Annotated in this window: 15 protein-coding genes and 1 tRNA gene; all 16 read left to right on the top strand. The window is 60.4% G+C overall.

Going from position 1 to position 16353, the window contains the following annotated elements:
* On the top strand, positions 1-307 hold a 307-nt coding region (gene tuf, locus HY795_17385; protein ID MBI4806991.1), incomplete at its 5' end, for an elongation factor Tu.
* A gap of 4 nt (positions 308-311) precedes the next feature.
* Positions 312-461, top strand: coding sequence for a 50S ribosomal protein L33 (gene rpmG, locus HY795_17380; GenBank protein MBI4806990.1), 150 nt, complete (start codon positions 312-314; stop codon positions 459-461).
* Positions 462-471: 10 nt separating this feature from the next.
* Positions 472-547: transfer RNA gene (locus HY795_17375), tRNA-Trp, on the top strand.
* A 17-nt stretch (positions 548-564) separates the two neighbouring features.
* Positions 565-819, top strand: a complete 255-nt coding sequence (gene secE / locus HY795_17370) for a preprotein translocase subunit SecE (protein MBI4806989.1) — start codon at positions 565-567, stop codon at positions 817-819.
* Positions 816-1385, top strand: coding sequence for a transcription termination/antitermination protein NusG (nusG, locus tag HY795_17365; GenBank protein MBI4806988.1), 570 nt, complete (start codon positions 816-818; stop codon positions 1383-1385). Before secE ends, nusG begins: the two co-directional genes overlap by 4 nt.
* 46 nt (positions 1386-1431) lie before the next feature.
* Positions 1432-1857, top strand: coding sequence for a 50S ribosomal protein L11 (gene rplK / locus HY795_17360; protein MBI4806987.1), 426 nt, complete (start codon positions 1432-1434; stop codon positions 1855-1857).
* A 14-nt stretch (positions 1858-1871) separates the two neighbouring features.
* Positions 1872-2579 carry a 50S ribosomal protein L1 gene (locus HY795_17355; GenBank protein MBI4806986.1) on the top strand — a complete coding sequence of 236 codons (708 nt, stop codon included), beginning with the start codon at positions 1872-1874 and terminating at the stop codon, positions 2577-2579.
* Positions 2580-2699: 120 nt separating this feature from the next.
* Positions 2700-3224: a 50S ribosomal protein L10 gene (locus HY795_17350; GenBank protein ID MBI4806985.1), complete on the top strand. Its 525-nt coding sequence runs from the start codon at positions 2700-2702 to the stop codon at positions 3222-3224.
* A 28-nt stretch (positions 3225-3252) separates the two neighbouring features.
* Positions 3253-3645: a 50S ribosomal protein L7/L12 gene (rplL, locus tag HY795_17345; protein ID MBI4806984.1), complete on the top strand. Its 393-nt coding sequence runs from the start codon at positions 3253-3255 to the stop codon at positions 3643-3645.
* 221 nt (positions 3646-3866) lie between these two features.
* Positions 3867-7970, top strand: a complete 4104-nt coding sequence (gene rpoB / locus HY795_17340; protein ID MBI4806983.1) for a DNA-directed RNA polymerase subunit beta — start codon at positions 3867-3869, stop codon at positions 7968-7970.
* Between the two features lie 52 nt (positions 7971-8022).
* Entirely contained in the window at positions 8023-12177 is a 4155-nt protein-coding gene (rpoC, locus tag HY795_17335) for a DNA-directed RNA polymerase subunit beta' (GenBank protein ID MBI4806982.1), read from the top strand.
* 136 nt (positions 12178-12313) lie between these two features.
* Positions 12314-12955, top strand: coding sequence for a methyltransferase domain-containing protein (locus tag HY795_17330; GenBank protein MBI4806981.1), 642 nt, complete (start codon positions 12314-12316; stop codon positions 12953-12955).
* Positions 12956-13248: 293 nt separating this feature from the next.
* A complete protein-coding gene (locus tag HY795_17325; protein ID MBI4806980.1) occupies positions 13249-13620 on the top strand; it encodes a 30S ribosomal protein S12 in 372 nt (123 codons plus the stop codon).
* 24 nt (positions 13621-13644) lie between these two features.
* Positions 13645-14115, top strand: coding sequence for a 30S ribosomal protein S7 (rpsG, locus tag HY795_17320; GenBank protein MBI4806979.1), 471 nt, complete (start codon positions 13645-13647; stop codon positions 14113-14115).
* A gap of 17 nt (positions 14116-14132) precedes the next feature.
* On the top strand, positions 14133-16205 hold the full coding sequence (gene fusA / locus HY795_17315) for an elongation factor G (protein MBI4806978.1): 2073 nt from the start codon (positions 14133-14135) through the stop codon (positions 16203-16205).
* Between the two features lie 9 nt (positions 16206-16214).
* A partial coding sequence (gene tuf / locus HY795_17310) for an elongation factor Tu (GenBank protein ID MBI4806977.1) occupies positions 16215-16353 on the top strand: 139 nt, incomplete at its 3' end.

The raw sequence follows: 16353 nt of genomic DNA, 5'->3' as shown, positions 1-16353 counted from the left end.
GGCCAAGCCGGGTTCCATCACCCCGCACAAGAAGTACAAGGCCGAAGTGTACGTCCTGACCAAGGAAGAGGGCGGCCGCCACACCCCGTTCTTCTCCGGGTACCGTCCCCAGTTCTACTTCCGCACCACTGACGTGACCGGCGTGGTCACGCTGAACGAGGGAGTGGAGATGGTCATGCCTGGCGACAACGCCACCTTCAACGTCGAGCTCATCGCCCCGATCGCCATGGAGATCGGCTTGCGCTTCGCCATCCGCGAAGGCGGCCGCACCGTGGGCGCGGGCGTCGTGACCGAGATCACGGAGTAACACCATGCGCCTTAACATCATCTTGCAGTGCACCGAGTGCAAGCGCAAGAATTACGCGACCGAGAAGAACAAGAAAAATACGACCGGTCGTCTCGAGATCAAGAAGTATTGTCCCTGGGACAAGAAACACACTGTGCATCGCGAGGCGAAATAGGCCGTAACGCAGGGCAGTAGCTCCAACGGCAGAGCATCGGACTCCAAATCCGAGGGTTGTGGGTTCGAATCCCTCCTGCCCTGCCATATTTTGGTAGGCACACATGGCCACGAAGAAGGTAAAATCCGGCGATACGGCGGAACTTGAAGGTTCCGCCACGTCGGTCAAGGGCAAGTTCGAGGAATTCAAAGAATTCATCGAGTTGTCCAAGGTTGAAATCAAGAAGGTCACCTGGCCTACACGCAGGGAAACCATGGTCACTTCTGCGGCCGTGATGGTCCTGGTGGTGGTTATGACCATCTTCCTGGGCATCGTGGACCTGGGACTTTCAAAATTGATCGAGTTCGTCCTGTCATGACCGAAAATACGAACGACATCCCTGCTGACGGCCAGTCCAAGGCTCGCTGGTTCATCGTCCACACCTATTCCGGTTTCGAGAATAGGGTGGAGCTGACCATCCGCGAGATGATGCGCACCGGGCAGGACGAAGGTGCGATCGAAGAGGTTGTGGTACCTACCGAGAAGGTGATTGAACTGGTCAAGGGCGAAAAAAGGACCTCTACCAGGAAGTTCTATCCCGGATACGTCATGCTCAAGATGGTCATGAACGACAAGTCATGGCATCTTGTTCAGGAGATTCCCCGGGTTACAGGGTTTGTGGGCGGAAAGAACCGTCCGACCCCGATGAGAGATTCAGAAGCCGAGCGCGTGCTCGCCATGATGGAGAGCCGACAGGAGCAGCCGCGTCCCAAGTTCCATTTCGACCGCGGGGACGAGGTACGGGTCATCGATGGCCCGTTCGGCGGGTTCAACGCCCTGGTCGAGGACGTGAACTACGACAAGGGCAAGCTCAAGGTCTCTGTGTCCATCTTCGGCCGTCAGACCCCCGTCGAGCTCGATTTCGTTCAGGTGACAAAAAACTAGGCGAACCCCGAAAGGGTTCGATGACCGATCAAAGGACGACACTACCATGGCTAAGAAGGAAGTCGCCAAAATTAAGCTGCAGCTCCCCGCCGGCAAGGCTAACCCCTCGCCCCCGGTGGGCCCGGCTCTGGGCCAGCACGGCGTAAACATCATGGAGTTCTGCAAGGCCTACAACGCCAAGACGCAGGACCAGATCGGCACGACCATCCCTGTGGTCATCACCGTGTACGCCGACCGCTCCTTCAGCTTCATCACCAAGACCCCCCCTGCCTCGGTGCTGCTTGTCAAGGCCGCCAAGGTCGAGAAGGGCTCCGGAGAGCCCAACAAGAACAAGGTGGGCAAGGTGACCAAGGCCCAGATCGAAGAGATCGCCAAGCTCAAGATGCCGGATATGAACGCAAAGGACCTTGACGCCGCCATGAAAACCATCATGGGAACGGCCCGCAGCATGGGTCTGGACGTTGTGAGCTAGAAGGAAATATCGTCATGCCCAAGCACGGAAAGAAATATCGCAGCGCTGTTGAAGGAATCGACCAGACCGTGAAGTTCGATCTGGCCGACGCCGTGAAAATGGCCATCCAGGCCGGTCCCGCTAAGTTCGACGAGACTGTCGACGTGGCCATGTGCCTTGGCGTCGACCCCAAGTACTCCGACCAGATGGTGCGCGGCGCCGTCACCCTGCCTCACGGCCTGGGTAAGACCATCCGCGTGGCCGTATTCTGCAAGGGAGACAAGGCCGCCGAAGCCAAGGCCGCCGGGGCCGACATCGTCGGAGCCGAGGACCTGGTCGAGCAGATTCAGGGCGGCATGCTCAACTTCGACAAGGCCGTGGCCACCCCGGACATGATGGCTCTGGTCGGCAAGATCGGCCGCGTGCTCGGCCCCCGTGGTTTGATGCCCAACGCCAAGACCGGCACCGTGACCATGAACGTCACCGACGCCGTGAAGGAACTCAAGGCCGGCCGCGTGGAGTTCAAGGTCGACAAGGCCGGCGTGCTCCATGCCCCCCTGGGCAAGAAGAGCTTCGGCCCCGAGAAGATCCTCGACAACTTCAAGGCTCTTCTGGACACCGTGATCCGCTTGAAGCCTGGTTCCGCCAAGGGAACCTACCTGAAGTCCATGGCGGTAGCCACCACCATGGGGCCTGGCTTCAAGATCGATCCGGCTGCCATCAAGAAGTTCCTGGAAGGCTAATCTCGAATCGTTTTTCCGGAAGTAAGTCAAAGAAAGCGGGTGAGGTTCGCCTCTTAATTTCCCGCCGAGACAGGTCGCTTTGGCTTGCTTCCACCCTATAACCCTGAAGGAGGGCAGACCTTGCAAACTCGCGAACAGAAAGCCGAGATCATTGAGAAGATCAAGGATCGGGCCGGACGTGCGAGCATTGCCGTGGTCACCGATTTCAAGGGCTTGACGGTGGAAGAAGTGACTGTCCTGAGAGCCAAGCTCCGTGAACACGGGGTTGACTATCAGGTGGTCAAGAACACCCTGGCCCGAATCGCGTTGACTGACGGCCCGCATGACACGATCAAGGAACGGTTCAAGGAGCAGTGTGCCGTCGCTTTCGGGTATGATGACCCGGTCGCGGCTGCCAAGGTCCTGATCGACTACGCCAAGACAAACAAGAAGTTCGTCCTCCGCTTTGCCAGCCTCCAGGGCAAGCTGATCGACGAGCCCGGCCTCAAGGCCCTTTCCGCGCTGCCCAGCAAGCCTCAGCTGCTGGCCCAGTTGCTCGGGACCATGAACGCCGTGCCCACCAACCTCGTGTCCGTCCTGGCCAACGTCCCTCGTGGAATGCTCAACGTCCTGACGGCCCTGAAAGATCAAAAAGAAGCCGCTTAAGCCAAAGCGTATTGAAGGAGAAGACCAAATGTCTGACATCACCAAAGAACAAGTTGTTGATTTCATCGCCAATATGACCGTGCTTGAGCTCTCCGAGTTCATCAAGGAACTGGAAGAGAAGTTCGGCGTGTCCGCCGCCGCCCCCATGGCCGCCATGCCCATGATGGCCATGCCCGGCGCTGGCGATGCCGCTGCCGAGGTTGAGGAGAAGACCGAGTTCGACGTCGTCCTCACCGGCTCCGGCGCCAACAAGATCAACGTCATCAAAGTGGTGCGCGCCCTCACCGGGCTTGGCCTCAAGGAAGCGAAGGACAAGGTTGACGCCCTGCCCTCCGCCATCAAGGAGGCCGTTTCCAAGGCTGACGCCGAAGATGCGAAAAAGCAGCTTGAGGAAGCCGGAGCCACTTGCGAAATTAAATAAATTGTTGCAAGGTTTTTTCACTCCGCCAAAAGAGCGCACCCCCCACAAGGGGGGAGTGCGCTCTTTTGTGCTTTCTTATGTTATCCCGTAAATCTCTAATGATTTCAACGGGTTGAAATATAGGGCAGTGCGGCACAGGCCAGCCCGGTGCAAGCCCAGGCATCTAACGTGAAGGCCGCCTTCTACTTGGCGGATCAACACCACTTCTCTTCGAGGGAAAAATGGCCCAGCTGATCAAGAGTTTCGGCAAGGTCGACGATTCAGTCACCATCCCCCATCTTCTCAACCTGCAGGTCGATTCCTATGAATTGTTCCTGCAGCGCGACGTTCCCCCCGCTTCCCGCGCCGACGCTGGACTCGAGGGCGTGTTTCGTTCGGTCTTCCCAATCGAGGACTTCAACAAGACGGCCAGTCTCGAGTACGTCAACTATGAGATCGGTGAACCAAAATACGACGTGCCCGAGTGTATCTCCAAGGGACTGACCTTCGAGGCGCCGCTGCGCATCAAGGTCCGCCTCGTCGTCTACGACGTGGACGAGGAGACTGAGAACCGCACCATTCGCGACATCAAGGAGCAGGTGATCTATTTCGGCACCGTGCCTCTGATGACCGAAAAGGGCACCTTTATCATCAACGGCACCGAGCGGGTTATCGTCAACCAGCTCCAGCGCTCACCCGGCATCATCTTCGAGCATGATTCCGGCAAGACCCATACTTCGCGCAAGGTGCTGTATTCCTGCCGCGTCATACCCATGCGCGGTTCCTGGCTCGATTTCGATTTCGACCACAAGGACATCCTCTACGTCCGCATCGACCGCCGCAGGAAGATGCCGGCCACCATCCTGCTCAAGGCCATGGGGATGTCCAAGACCGATATCCTGACCTATTTCTACGACGTCGAGACCTACTTCCTCGATGGCTCCAAGGTCTTCCGCGAGGTCAAACCCCAGTTCTACCGCAAGGAAAAGGCCTGGGGCGACGTTTCCGGGCCGGACGGCAAGCTCATCGTCGGTGTGGAAAAGCCCATCACCAAGCGCGCGTGGCGGCTCATGCTCGAGGCAGGCATCGACAAGATCGAAGTGGACCCCGCTTCCATGGAAGGTCTCTTCATCACCCAGGAGTATGTCGACAGCCAGACCGGAGAGGTCATCGCCGAACCTGGCGACGAACTCACCGCGGCCCTCATCGAGCGTCTGCGTGAGCAGGGCGTCACATCCATTCCCACCTTGTTCACCATGGGCATGGACGTTTCCAGTTCGCTTCGCGACACCCTGATGCTGGACAAGACTCTCGACCAGACCGCCGCTCAGGTGGAGATTTACCGCCGCCTGCGCCCCAGCTCTCCCCCGACCCCGGAGATCGCGGCCAACTTCTTCGAGAACCTGTTCCGTAACTCCGACTACTACGACCTCTCCCCGGTGGGCCGCTACAAGTTGAATGCGCGCCTTCGCGTGAGCGAGCCCCTGGACTTCAGGACCCTCTCCAACGAGGACATCCTGAAGGCGGTGAAGCATCTGCTTTACTTGAAGGACTCCCACGGTCCCGCCGACGACATCGACCACTTGGGCAACCGCCGCGTGCGGCCCGTGGGCGAGCTGGTGGAAAACCAGTACCGCATCGGCCTGGTCCGCATGGAGCGCGCCATCAAGGAGCGCATGAGCCTGCAGGAAGTGGCCACGCTCATGCCCCACGACCTCATTAACCCCAAGCCGGTGGCCGCGGTCCTCAAGGAGTTCTTCGGAACCTCCCAGCTCTCGCAGTTCATGGACCAGACCAACCCGCTCTCCGAGGTCACCCACAAGCGCCGCCTGTCGGCACTTGGTCCCGGCGGTCTGACCCGCGAGCGTGCCGGCTTCGAGGTGCGCGACGTGCACACCTCTCACTACGGCCGCATCTGCCCCATCGAGACGCCTGAAGGCCCGAACATCGGCCTCATCGTGTCCTTGACCACCTACGCCAAGGTGAACGACTTCGGCTTCATCGAGACCCCCTACCGGGTGGTCAAGGAAAGCCACGTCACCGACGAAGTGGTCTACATGGACGCCTCCAGGGAAATCGACGAGGTTGTGGCTGCCGCCAGCACCCCGCTGGACGCCAACAACAACTTCATGACTCCCTTCGTGTCCGGGCGCATCCGCGGCGACCAGCTGTCCGTGCCTGTCGAGCAGGTCACGCTCATGGACGTGTCCTCGGGCCAGATCGTGTCCGTTTCCGCGGCGCTCATCCCCTTCCTGGAGCACGACGACGCCAACCGCGCGCTCATGGGCTCCAACATGCAGCGCCAGGCCGTGCCGCTCATCCGTTGCGACCAGCCCCTGGTCGGTACGGGCATGGAAGGCGCAGTGGCCCAGGACTCCGGATCGTGCCTTTTGGCCGAGGAGAAGGGCGTTGTGCACTATGCCGATGCCGAGCGCGTCATCGTTCGCTACGACAACGGCGTCTCGCCCGAGACCGGCGGGGTCAAGGCCTACGAACTCCTGAAGTACCACAAGTCCAACCAGAACACCTGTTTCGGCCAGCAGCCCCGCGTGCTGGTGAACCAGAAGGTGAAGAAGGGCGACGTGCTGGCCGACGGCCCGGGCATCCGGGACGGCGAGCTGGCCCTGGGCAAGAACCTGCTCGTGGCCTTCATGCCCTGGTGCGGCTACAACTTCGAGGACTCCATCCTCATCTCCGAGCGCGTGGTGAAGGAAGACGTCTTCACCTCCATGCACATCGAGGAGTTCGAGGTGGTGGCCCGCGACACCAAGCTCGGACCAGAAGAGATCACCCGGGACATCCCCAACGTCGGCGAGGAGATGCTCAAGAACCTCGACGAGTGCGGCATCATCCGCATCGGCGCCAAGGTGAAGCCCGAAGACATCCTGGTGGGCAAGATCACTCCCAAGGGCGAAACCCAGCTCACCCCCGAGGAAAAGCTCCTGCGCGCCATCTTCGGCGACAAGGCCCGCGACGTGAAGAATACCTCGCTCAAGGTGCCGCCCGGCATCGAGGGCACGGTCATCGACGTGCGGGTGTTCAACCGCCGTTCCGGCGACAGGGATGAGCGCACCAAGCAGATCGAGGACGCCGAACTCCATAAGATCGACGTTAAGGAAACCCAGCATATCTCCGGCATCACGGGCCAGACCCGTGCCAAGATATGGGAGTTCACCCAGGGCAAGTCCATCGGGCAGACTCTTCTGGGCAAGAAGAAGGGCGAGGTGCTGGTTGAAGCCAACCATCCCATCAAGGCCGAGATCTTCGACACCCTGCCCGTGAAGAAGTTGGCCAATCTGTTCGTGTCCAAGGACATAAACGACAAGATTGCAGACATCCTGGAGAGCTACGAGCGCCAGGTGCAGTTCGTGAAGGGTGTGTACGAGTCCAAGCGTGCCAAGGCTGTGGAAGGCGACGACCTTCCCCCGGGCGTCATCAAGATGGTCAAGGTGTACGTTGCTGTGAAGCGTAAGCTTCAGGTGGGCGACAAGATGGCCGGCCGCCACGGCAACAAGGGCGTCGTCAGCTGCATTCTGCCCGCTGAGGACATGCCCTTCTTCGAAGACGGCACCCCCATGGACATCGTCTTGAACCCCCTGGGCGTGCCTTCGCGCATGAACATAGGCCAGATCATGGAGACCCACCTTGGGTGGGCAGCCAAGGAGCTCGGCACGTCCCTGTGCGCCATGGTTGATCAGGGCCTGCATTTGAAGGAGCTGCGCGACCAGGTGAAGAAAACCTTCGAGTCCCCGCTCACCGACAAGCTGGTGGACGAGATGGACGACGACGAGTTCGTCACCGAGGTCAAGAAGCTGCGCCAGGGCATTGTGTGCAAGACCCCGGTCTTCGACGGCGCTTCAGAAGAGGAAATCTGGGGCTGGCTGAAGAAAGCCGGCCTGCCCGAGGACGGCAAGGCCGTTCTGTATGACGGCCGCACCGGCGAGCGCTTCCAGCGCACCGTCACCGTGGGCATCATGTACATGTTGAAACTCCACCACCTGGTGGATGAAAAGATACACGCCCGTTCCACGGGCCCATACTCGCTGGTGACGCAGCAGCCCCTGGGCGGCAAGGCCCAGTTCGGCGGCCAGCGTCTGGGTGAGATGGAAGTCTGGGCCCTTGAGGCCTATGGCGCCTCGTACCTTCTGCAGGAATTCCTCACCGTCAAGTCCGACGATGTGGGCGGCCGCGTGAAGATGTACGAGAAGATCGTGAAAGGCGACAACTTCCTGGAAGCGGGTTTGCCCGAATCCTTCAACGTTCTGGTCAAGGAGCTCATGAGCCTGGGCCTGGACGTGGATCTCTTGCAGGAAGAGAAAAAGGTTAAAGCCACCACCCGGCGCTAACCGTTTCGATATTGACTAGACGGGACGACCCACAACCTGAGCGAGGGTAACAATGTCCTTGGACGACCTGTTCAGCTTGAGAGGCACGGCGGCCACGCAGCTTTCCAGCCGCACGCTGAAGGCCATCAAGATATCCATAGCTTCGCCCGAGAAGATCCGTGAATGGAGCTTCGGCGAGGTCAAGAAGCCTGAAACCATAAACTACCGGACCTTCAAGCCGGAGCGCGACGGCCTTTTTTGCGCCAAGATCTTCGGCCCCGTGAAGGACTACGAGTGCAACTGCGGCAAATACAAGCGCATGAAGCACCGCGGCATCGTGTGCGAGAAGTGCGGCGTGGAGGTCATCGCCTCCAAGGTCCGCCGCGAGCGCATGGGCCATATCGAGCTGGCCGCCCCTGTGGCCCACATCTGGTTCCTGAAGACCCTGCCCTCCAAGATCGGCACCCTGCTGGACATGACCATGGTGGATCTGGAGAAGGTTCTCTACTTCGACTCCTATGTGGTCATCGACCCCAAGGAGACGAACCTGACCAGGCTGCAGGTGATAAGCGAAGACCAGTACCTGCAGATCATCGACCATTACGGCGAAGACGCCGTGACCGTCGGCATGGGCGCCGAGTCCGTCCGCGCCTTCCTTGAGGAGCTCAACCTGCCCAAGCTGAGGGCTGAGCTGCGCGAGGAATCGCTGACCACCAGGTCCCAGACCAAGAAGAAGAAGATCATCAAGCGCCTGAAGATCGTCGAGGCGTTCCTGGAGAGCGGCAACAAGCCTGAGTGGATGGTGATGGAAGTGGTTCCGGTCATCCCGCCCGAGCTTCGCCCCCTGGTCCCCCTGGACGGCGGCCGTTTCGCTACTTCGGACTTGAACGACCTGTACCGCAGGGTGATCAACCGCAACAACCGCCTGAAGCGGCTTCTTGAGCTGGGCGCCCCGGACATCATCATCCGCAACGAAAAGCGCATGCTCCAGGAGGCCGTTGACGCCCTGTTCGACAACGGCCGTCGCGGCCGGGCCATCACCGGCACCAACGGCCGCCCCTTGAAGTCCCTTTCGGACATGATCAAGGGCAAGCAGGGCCGCTTCCGCCAGAACCTTTTGGGCAAGCGCGTGGACTACTCGGGCCGTTCCGTCATCGTGGTCGGACCCCGGCTCAAGCTCCACCAGTGCGGCCTGCCAAAAAAGATGGCTTTGGAGCTCTTCAAGCCCTTCATCTACGCCAAGCTGGAGGAGAGGGGACTGGCCACCACCATCAAGACCGCCAAGAAGATGGTGGAACGCGAAGAACTGGTGGTCTGGGATATACTGGAAGATGTGGTGCGCGAGTACCCCATCATGCTCAACCGCGCTCCCACGCTGCACCGCCTGGGCATCCAGTCCTTCGAGCCCCAGTTGGTTGAAGGCAAGGCCATCCAGCTGCATCCGCTGGTGTGCGCCGCCTACAACGCGGACTTCGACGGCGACCAGATGGCCGTGCACGTTCCGCTCTCCGTGGAAGCCCAGATCGAATGCCGCGTGCTCATGATGAGCACCAACAACATTCTCTCCCCGGCCAACGGCAACCCCATCATCGTGCCCTCCCAGGACATCGTGCTCGGGCTGTACTATTTGACCGTGGAAAGGAGCTTCCAGAAGGGCGAAGGCAAAATCTTCGCCAACCCCATGGAGTGCATCACCGCCCACCACGCCGGAGTCGTGCATCTGCATGCCCGGGTGAAGGTGCGCATGGACGGCAAGCTGGTGGACACCAGCCCCGGCCGCATCATGGTGGGCGAGCTTCTTCCCGAGGGCGCTCCCTACGAACTGGTGAACTGCGTGCTCAACAAGAAGTCCATCGGGCGTCTGGTGAGCGAGGTCTACCGCCTCTCCGGCACCAAGGCCACGGTCCTTCTGTGCGACCATCTGAAGGACCTGGGCTTCGAATACGCCACCCGCGCCGGTGTCTCCATCGGCGTGAAGGACCTGACCATACCGACCACCAAGGCCTCCATCCTCGCCAAGTCCACGGCCGAGGTCGAGGAGATCGAGGTGCAGTACGCCGAGGGTATCATCACCCGTACGGAAAAGTACAACAAGGTCGTGGACGTGTGGACCAAGGCCACCAACGACGTTGCCTCGGAGATGATGCGCGAGATCTCCACCGACTATCTGGTCGACGAGAAGACAGGCAAGAAGGAACGCAACACCTCCTTCAACGCCATCTTCATGATGACCCACTCCGGTTCGCGCGGTAACCCGGACCAGATGCGCCAGCTCTCCGGCATGCGCGGCCTCATGGCCAAGCCGTCCGGCGAAATCATCGAGACGCCCATCACCTCGAACTTCCGTGAAGGCCTCTCGGTGGCGCAGTACTTCAACTCCACCCACGGCGCACGTAAGGGCTTGGCGGATACGGCCTTGAAGACGGCCAACTCCGGTTACCTTACCCGCCGCCTGGTCGACGTGGTCCAGGACGTGATCATCACCGAGATCGACTGCGGCACGGTGGACGGCCTCGAAATCAAGCACTTCGAGAAGTCCGGCGAGATCAAGCAGCGCCTGGCCGAACGGGCCCTGGGCCGCACGAACATGTTCGACGTGTTCGACCCGGACACCTACGAGGTGCTCATCCCGGCCAACACCATCATCGACGAGAGCTGGGCTCTGAAGATCGAGGAATTGGGGCTGCCCAACCTGATCATCCGCTCCACGCTCACCTGCCAGTCCGGGCACGGCGTCTGCGCCATGTGCTACGGCCGCGACCTGGCCCGGGGTCACCTGGTCAACGTGGGCGAGACCGTGGGTATCATCGCGGCCCAGTCCATCGGCGAGCCTGGAACCCAGCTCACCATGCGCACCTTCCACATCGGCGGAACGGCTGCCCGTGAAATCGAGAAGTCCTCTATTCCGGCCCAGCACGTCGGCCGGGTTGTGCTGCACCGCATCAAGCTGGTGAAGAACCAGGAGGGCGTCTCCATCGTGCTCGGCAAGTCCGGGCAGGTGTCCATCGTGGACGAGCAGGGCCGCGAGCGCGAGAAATACTCCCTGCCTTCGGGCGCCCGCTTGGCCGTGACCGATGGCCAGCTGGTCAAGAAGGATCAGATCCTGGCCGAATGGGACCCCTTCAACGAACCCTTCGTCACCGACGTCGAGGGTGTCGTGAAGTTCACGGACATCCTTGAAGGAAAGACCTATCAGGAAAAGGTGGACGACACGACCAAGCGCGCCACCCAGACCATCATCGAATACCGTACCACCCCGTACCGCCCCACCATCACCGTGGTGGGTGAGGACGGCAAAGCAAAGATCCGCCCCGGCACCAACAGCGCGGCCATCTTCCAGCTGCCTGTGGGCGCCATCATCATGATCCGCGACGGCGAGGAAGTGAAGGCCGGCGACATACTGGCCCGTAAGCCCCGCGAATCCTCCAAGACCAAGGACATCGTGGGCGGTCTTCCCCGCGTGGCCGAGCTCTTCGAGGTGCGCAAGCCCAAGGACCTGGCCGTGGTTTCCGAAATCGACGGCATTGTGTCGTTTGGTCCCGAGACCAAGGGCAAGCGCAAGGTCATCGTCACTCCGGAGACGGGCGACGCCAAGGAATACCTGGTGCCGCGCGGCAAGCACATCACCTCCCAGGAAGGCGACTTCGTGGAGGCGGGCGAATCCCTCACCGAGGGCAACCCGGAGTTGCACGACATCCTGAAGATCAAGGGCGAGAAGGTCCTGGCCCGCTACCTCGTGGAGGAAATCCAGGACGTGTACCGCTTCCAGGGCGTTAACATCAACGACAAGCACATAGAGATAATCGTCCGCCAGATGCTCAAGAAGGTGGCCATCACCGATTCGGGCGACACCAACTTCCTCATCGGAGAGCAGGCGGACAAGGCCAAGTTCATGGAAGAGAACGCCAGGGTGATCCGCGAGGGCCTAAAGCCCGCCGTGGCAGAACCCCTGGTTCTGGGCATCACCCAGGCCAGCCTCACCACGGACTCCTTCATCTCCGCGGCCTCCTTCCAGGAGACCACCAAGGTGCTCACCGAAGCCTCCCTCATGGGTAAGGAAGACCACCTGCGCGGACTCAAGGAGAACGTCATTGTGGGGCGCCTCATCCCGGCCGGCACCGGATACCGCCGCTACATGGAGGCGGACATCGACGTGCCCGACCAGCCCGAGCGTCCCGACAAGTTCCTCGAGGACATCGAGGACAACCCGGTGTACATGGACCAGTAAGGGCCATGACGAATACAAAGGAGGCCTTCGGGCCTCCTTTTTGTTTGCCCACAGCCAGACGGTAGAGGAAAGGACAGATATGGACTCGACGGAGAGAATGGCCCTCACGGCAAGGCTGACCTCCCACCTGGCCGCCATGGGTGGCGCCAGGGTCTGGCGCCCGGTGTTTGGTCCTGACGGGACCTTGCTTGCCAAGGGATCAGGGCCTTCGCCCGAAGCCCTGGCTGACTATGCCTCTGGAGTGGACTTTTCGAATAAGACCGTGGTGGACCTGGGGTGCAACCTGGGGTTGTATTCCTTCATGGCCGCACGGCGCGGAGCGGTCCGCGTGCTTGGGCTGGACAGCGATCCTGGCGCTGTTGAGGGTGCAAGGATGCTGGCCGCGCTTCACTGTTTGGACAACACGAGCTTTGAGGTGGCGGATTTTCTGCGCGAGTCTCCAGCCAGGCAGGCGGACATGGTCCTGGTCATCGATTTCATAGGTCGGGGTGTTATCGCCAAGGGACGCCTGGACGCTGTTCTTGATTCGGCCAAGCGGTATGCCCGCAAGGAGGTGGTCGTCACCCTGCGCCCGGAATATCCCTTGCGGGAGCTGCCGGCCTTGAGTCGTAATCTTTTAAAACACTACGAAGGTCATATACAGGACGGCACGTTCCTGTTGGCCAACTACGCAAAGGAATGTTTCGGCTCTGAATGGGATTGCCGGACCCTCCATCAGGGCAGGGTAGAGGGTTTTACACTGAAGGCGGCATTTTTGTTTACTCGCTCCGGGGAGTAGGTGCTTTCAGGAAAATTCGGAAAATTTTAGTCAGAAATCTGCCTGGATGGAGAAAGAGGAACCCCCTCTCGTCAAGGATTTTTATAAAAACATCTTGCCAAGTGTCGTGCGCCTTGCTATTTAGACGCGCTTTCAGCGAGTCGCACGGCATTCGCAACCAGCGGCCGAACGGGAGGGCAGGTCTCTCCGCGCGGTCCAGTGTTGTCGTTCTCTTCCCGGAACTTGCTTTACAAGACCGGGTTTTTTGTCTACTTCGTGCGCCCTTGCCAATTTAAACGTGAATGGAGCGAAGCATGCCCACGATTAACCAGCTCATACGCAAAGAGCGGGCCAAACAGACCAAGCGCAAGAAGACCCCGGCTCTGCAAGCCTGCCCGCAGCGCCGCGGCGTGTGCACCCGTGTGTACACCACTACCCCCAAGAAGCCGAACTCGGCCTTGCGTAAGGTTGCCCGCGTGCGCCTGACCAACGGCATCGAGGTTACCAGCTATATCCCCGGCGAAGGTCACAACCTGCAGGAACACTCCGTGGTCATGATCCGCGGCGGCCGCGTCAAGGACCTTCCCGGCGTGCGCTACCACATCGTTCGTGGCACACTGGACACTGCTGGCGTAGCGGATCGTCGTCAGAGCCGCTCCAAGTACGGCGCCAAGCGCCCCAAATAGGTTTTTTAGTAAGAGGTTAGACCCATGCCCCGCAAAGGTCCCATCCCCAAGCGCTCGATCCTGCCGGATCCGGTGTTCAGCAGCGTGCTGGTGAAGAAGTTCATCAATCGCCTTATGCTCGACGGCAAGAAGTCCACTGCAGAAGGCGTGTTCTACAAGGCCGTGGATGTGCTGGCCGAGAAGTCTCAGGAAGAGGCCCTGAAGGCCTTTGAAAGAGCCATCGCCAATGTGAAGCCGCACATGGAAGTGAAGCCCCGCCGCGTGGGCGGCGCCACTTACCAGGTGCCCATGGAAGTGCGCCCCGAGCGTCAGACCACCCTGGCTATCCGCTGGCTCATCAACAACGCGCGCTCTCGCGGCGAGAAGGGCATGATTGCCAAGCTCTCCGGCGAGCTGCTTGATGCGTTCAACAATCGCGGCGGCGCGGTGAAAAAGCGTGAAGACACCCACCGCATGGCCGACGCCAACAAGGCCTTCGCCCATTACCGGTGGTAGGAGAGAGGAAGTCAGACGTGTCTAAGCCAGTTCCCATCGAGCGCCAGCGCAATATCGGCATCATGGCCCATATTGACGCCGGCAAGACCACTACCACCGAGCGCATTCTTTTCTATACCGGCGTCTCGCATAAGATCGGCGAAGTTCATGACGGCCAGGCCACCATGGACTGGATGGTTCAGGAGCAGGAGCGCGGCATCACCATTACCTCCGCCGCCACCACCTGCTACTGGCGTGATCACCGCATCAACATTATCGACACCCCCGGCCACGTCGACTTCACCATTGAGGTGGAACGCTCCCTGCGCGTGCTTGACGGCGCCGTGGCCGTGTTCGATGCCGTTGCCGGCGTCGAGCCCCAGACCGAAACCGTTTGGCGCCAGGCCGAGCGCTACCGGGTCCCGCGCATGTGCTTCGTCAACAAGATGGACCGCGTGGGTGCCGACTTCTTCCGCTGTGTGGACATGGTTCGTGGCCGCCTTGGCGCCAAAGCCGTGCCTTTGCAGATTCCCATCGGAGCCGAAGATGAGTTCAAGGGCGTGGTCGACCTGATCACGGGCAAGGCTTTCATCTTCGACGACCTTTCCAAGGGCAAGGAATATAACGAGGTCGACGTTCCCGCCGAACTTAAGGACATCTACGACACTCTGCGCCTTGAGATGCTCGAGGCCATTGCTGAAGAAGACGAAGCCCTTATGGAGAAGTACCTGGCTGGCGAGGAACTCTCTCCTGATGAACTGCGCGCGGGTATCCGCAAGGCGGTCATCAACCTGTCCTTCGTTCCTGTGCTGTGCGGCTCGGCCTTCAAGAACAAGGGCGTGCAGCCCCTGCTTGACGCTGTGGTCGATTTTCTGCCTTCTCCCCAGGACGTGCCTGCCATCGTGGGCATGAATCCCGACAATGAAGACGAGCAGATCGAGTGCCCCTGCGACGCTACCAAGCCTCTGGCCGCGCTGGCCTTCAAGCTCATGAGCGACCCGTTCATCGGCCACCTCACCTTCCTGCGCCTGTATTCCGGCAAGATCGAGTCCGGCATGACGGTTTTGAACGCCGCCACTGGCAAGAAGGAACGCATCGGGCGCCTGCTCAAGATGCACGCCAACAAGCGTGAGGACATCAAGGAAGCGCTGGCTGGCGACATCGTTGCCGCTGTGGGCCTGAAGCTCACCTCCACCGGCGAGACCTTGTGCGAGGAGAAGCGCCCTGTTGTGCTCGAATCGCTCAACATCCCCGAGCCGGTCATCGAGGTGGCCATCGAGCCCAAAACCAAGGCCGACCGCGACGTCTTGTCCCAGGCTCTGGTCAAGCTTGCCAAGGAAGACCCTTCGTTCCGCGTCAAGACCGATGAGGAGACCAACCAGACCCTCATCGCCGGCATGGGCGAGCTGCACCTGGAAATCATCGTCGACCGCCTCATGCGCGAGTTCAACGTGAACGCCAACGTCGGCGCTCCCCAGGTTGCCTACCGCGAGACCATCACCAAGCCCGTCAAGCACGAAAACCGCTACGTCAAGCAGACCGGCGGCCGCGGCCAGTACGCGCATGTGGTCATCGAGGTCGCTCCCAAGGACGACGGCGGATACGAGTTCGTCAACTCCATCGTGGGTGGCGTTATTCCCAAGGAATACATCCCCGCGGTAGACAAGGGCATCCAGAATGCTCTGAAAACCGGCGTGCTGGCCGGCTTCCCCGTGGTGGACGTGAAGGTCGACCTGACCTTCGGCTCCTACCACGAGGTCGACTCCTCCGAGCAGGCCTTCTACATCTGCGGTTCCCAGGCTTTCAAGGAAGCGTGCCGCAAAGCCTCTCCGGTGCTGCTCGAACCCATCATGGACGTCGAAGTCGTCACCCCCGAGGAATACTTGGGCGACGTCATGGGCGACTTGAACGGTCGTCGTGGCCGCGTGTCCAACTTGGAGGCCAGGGCCGGTTCCCAGGTCATCAAGTGCCACGTGCCCTTGTCCAATATGTTTGGCTACGCCACGGACCTGCGCTCGCGCACCCAGGGCCGCGCCACCTTTACCATGCAGTTTGACCATTACGAGCAGGTTCCCGCGAGCCTGGCCGAAGAAATCATTAAGAAGAAATAGAGGGACGCCATGGGTAAGGCCAAATTCGAGCGCAATAAGCCGCACGTCAACATCGGCACCATCGGTCACATCGACCACGGCAAGACCACGCTGACTGCCGCCATCACCAAGCTGTCGCACATGCGCGGTTTCGGCGAGTACGTGGCAT

Source organism: Desulfovibrio sp. (assembly GCA_016208105.1).
GTDB lineage: Bacteria > Desulfobacterota > Desulfovibrionia > Desulfovibrionales > Desulfovibrionaceae > Fundidesulfovibrio.
This window is presented reverse-complemented; position numbering and strand designations above follow the sequence as displayed.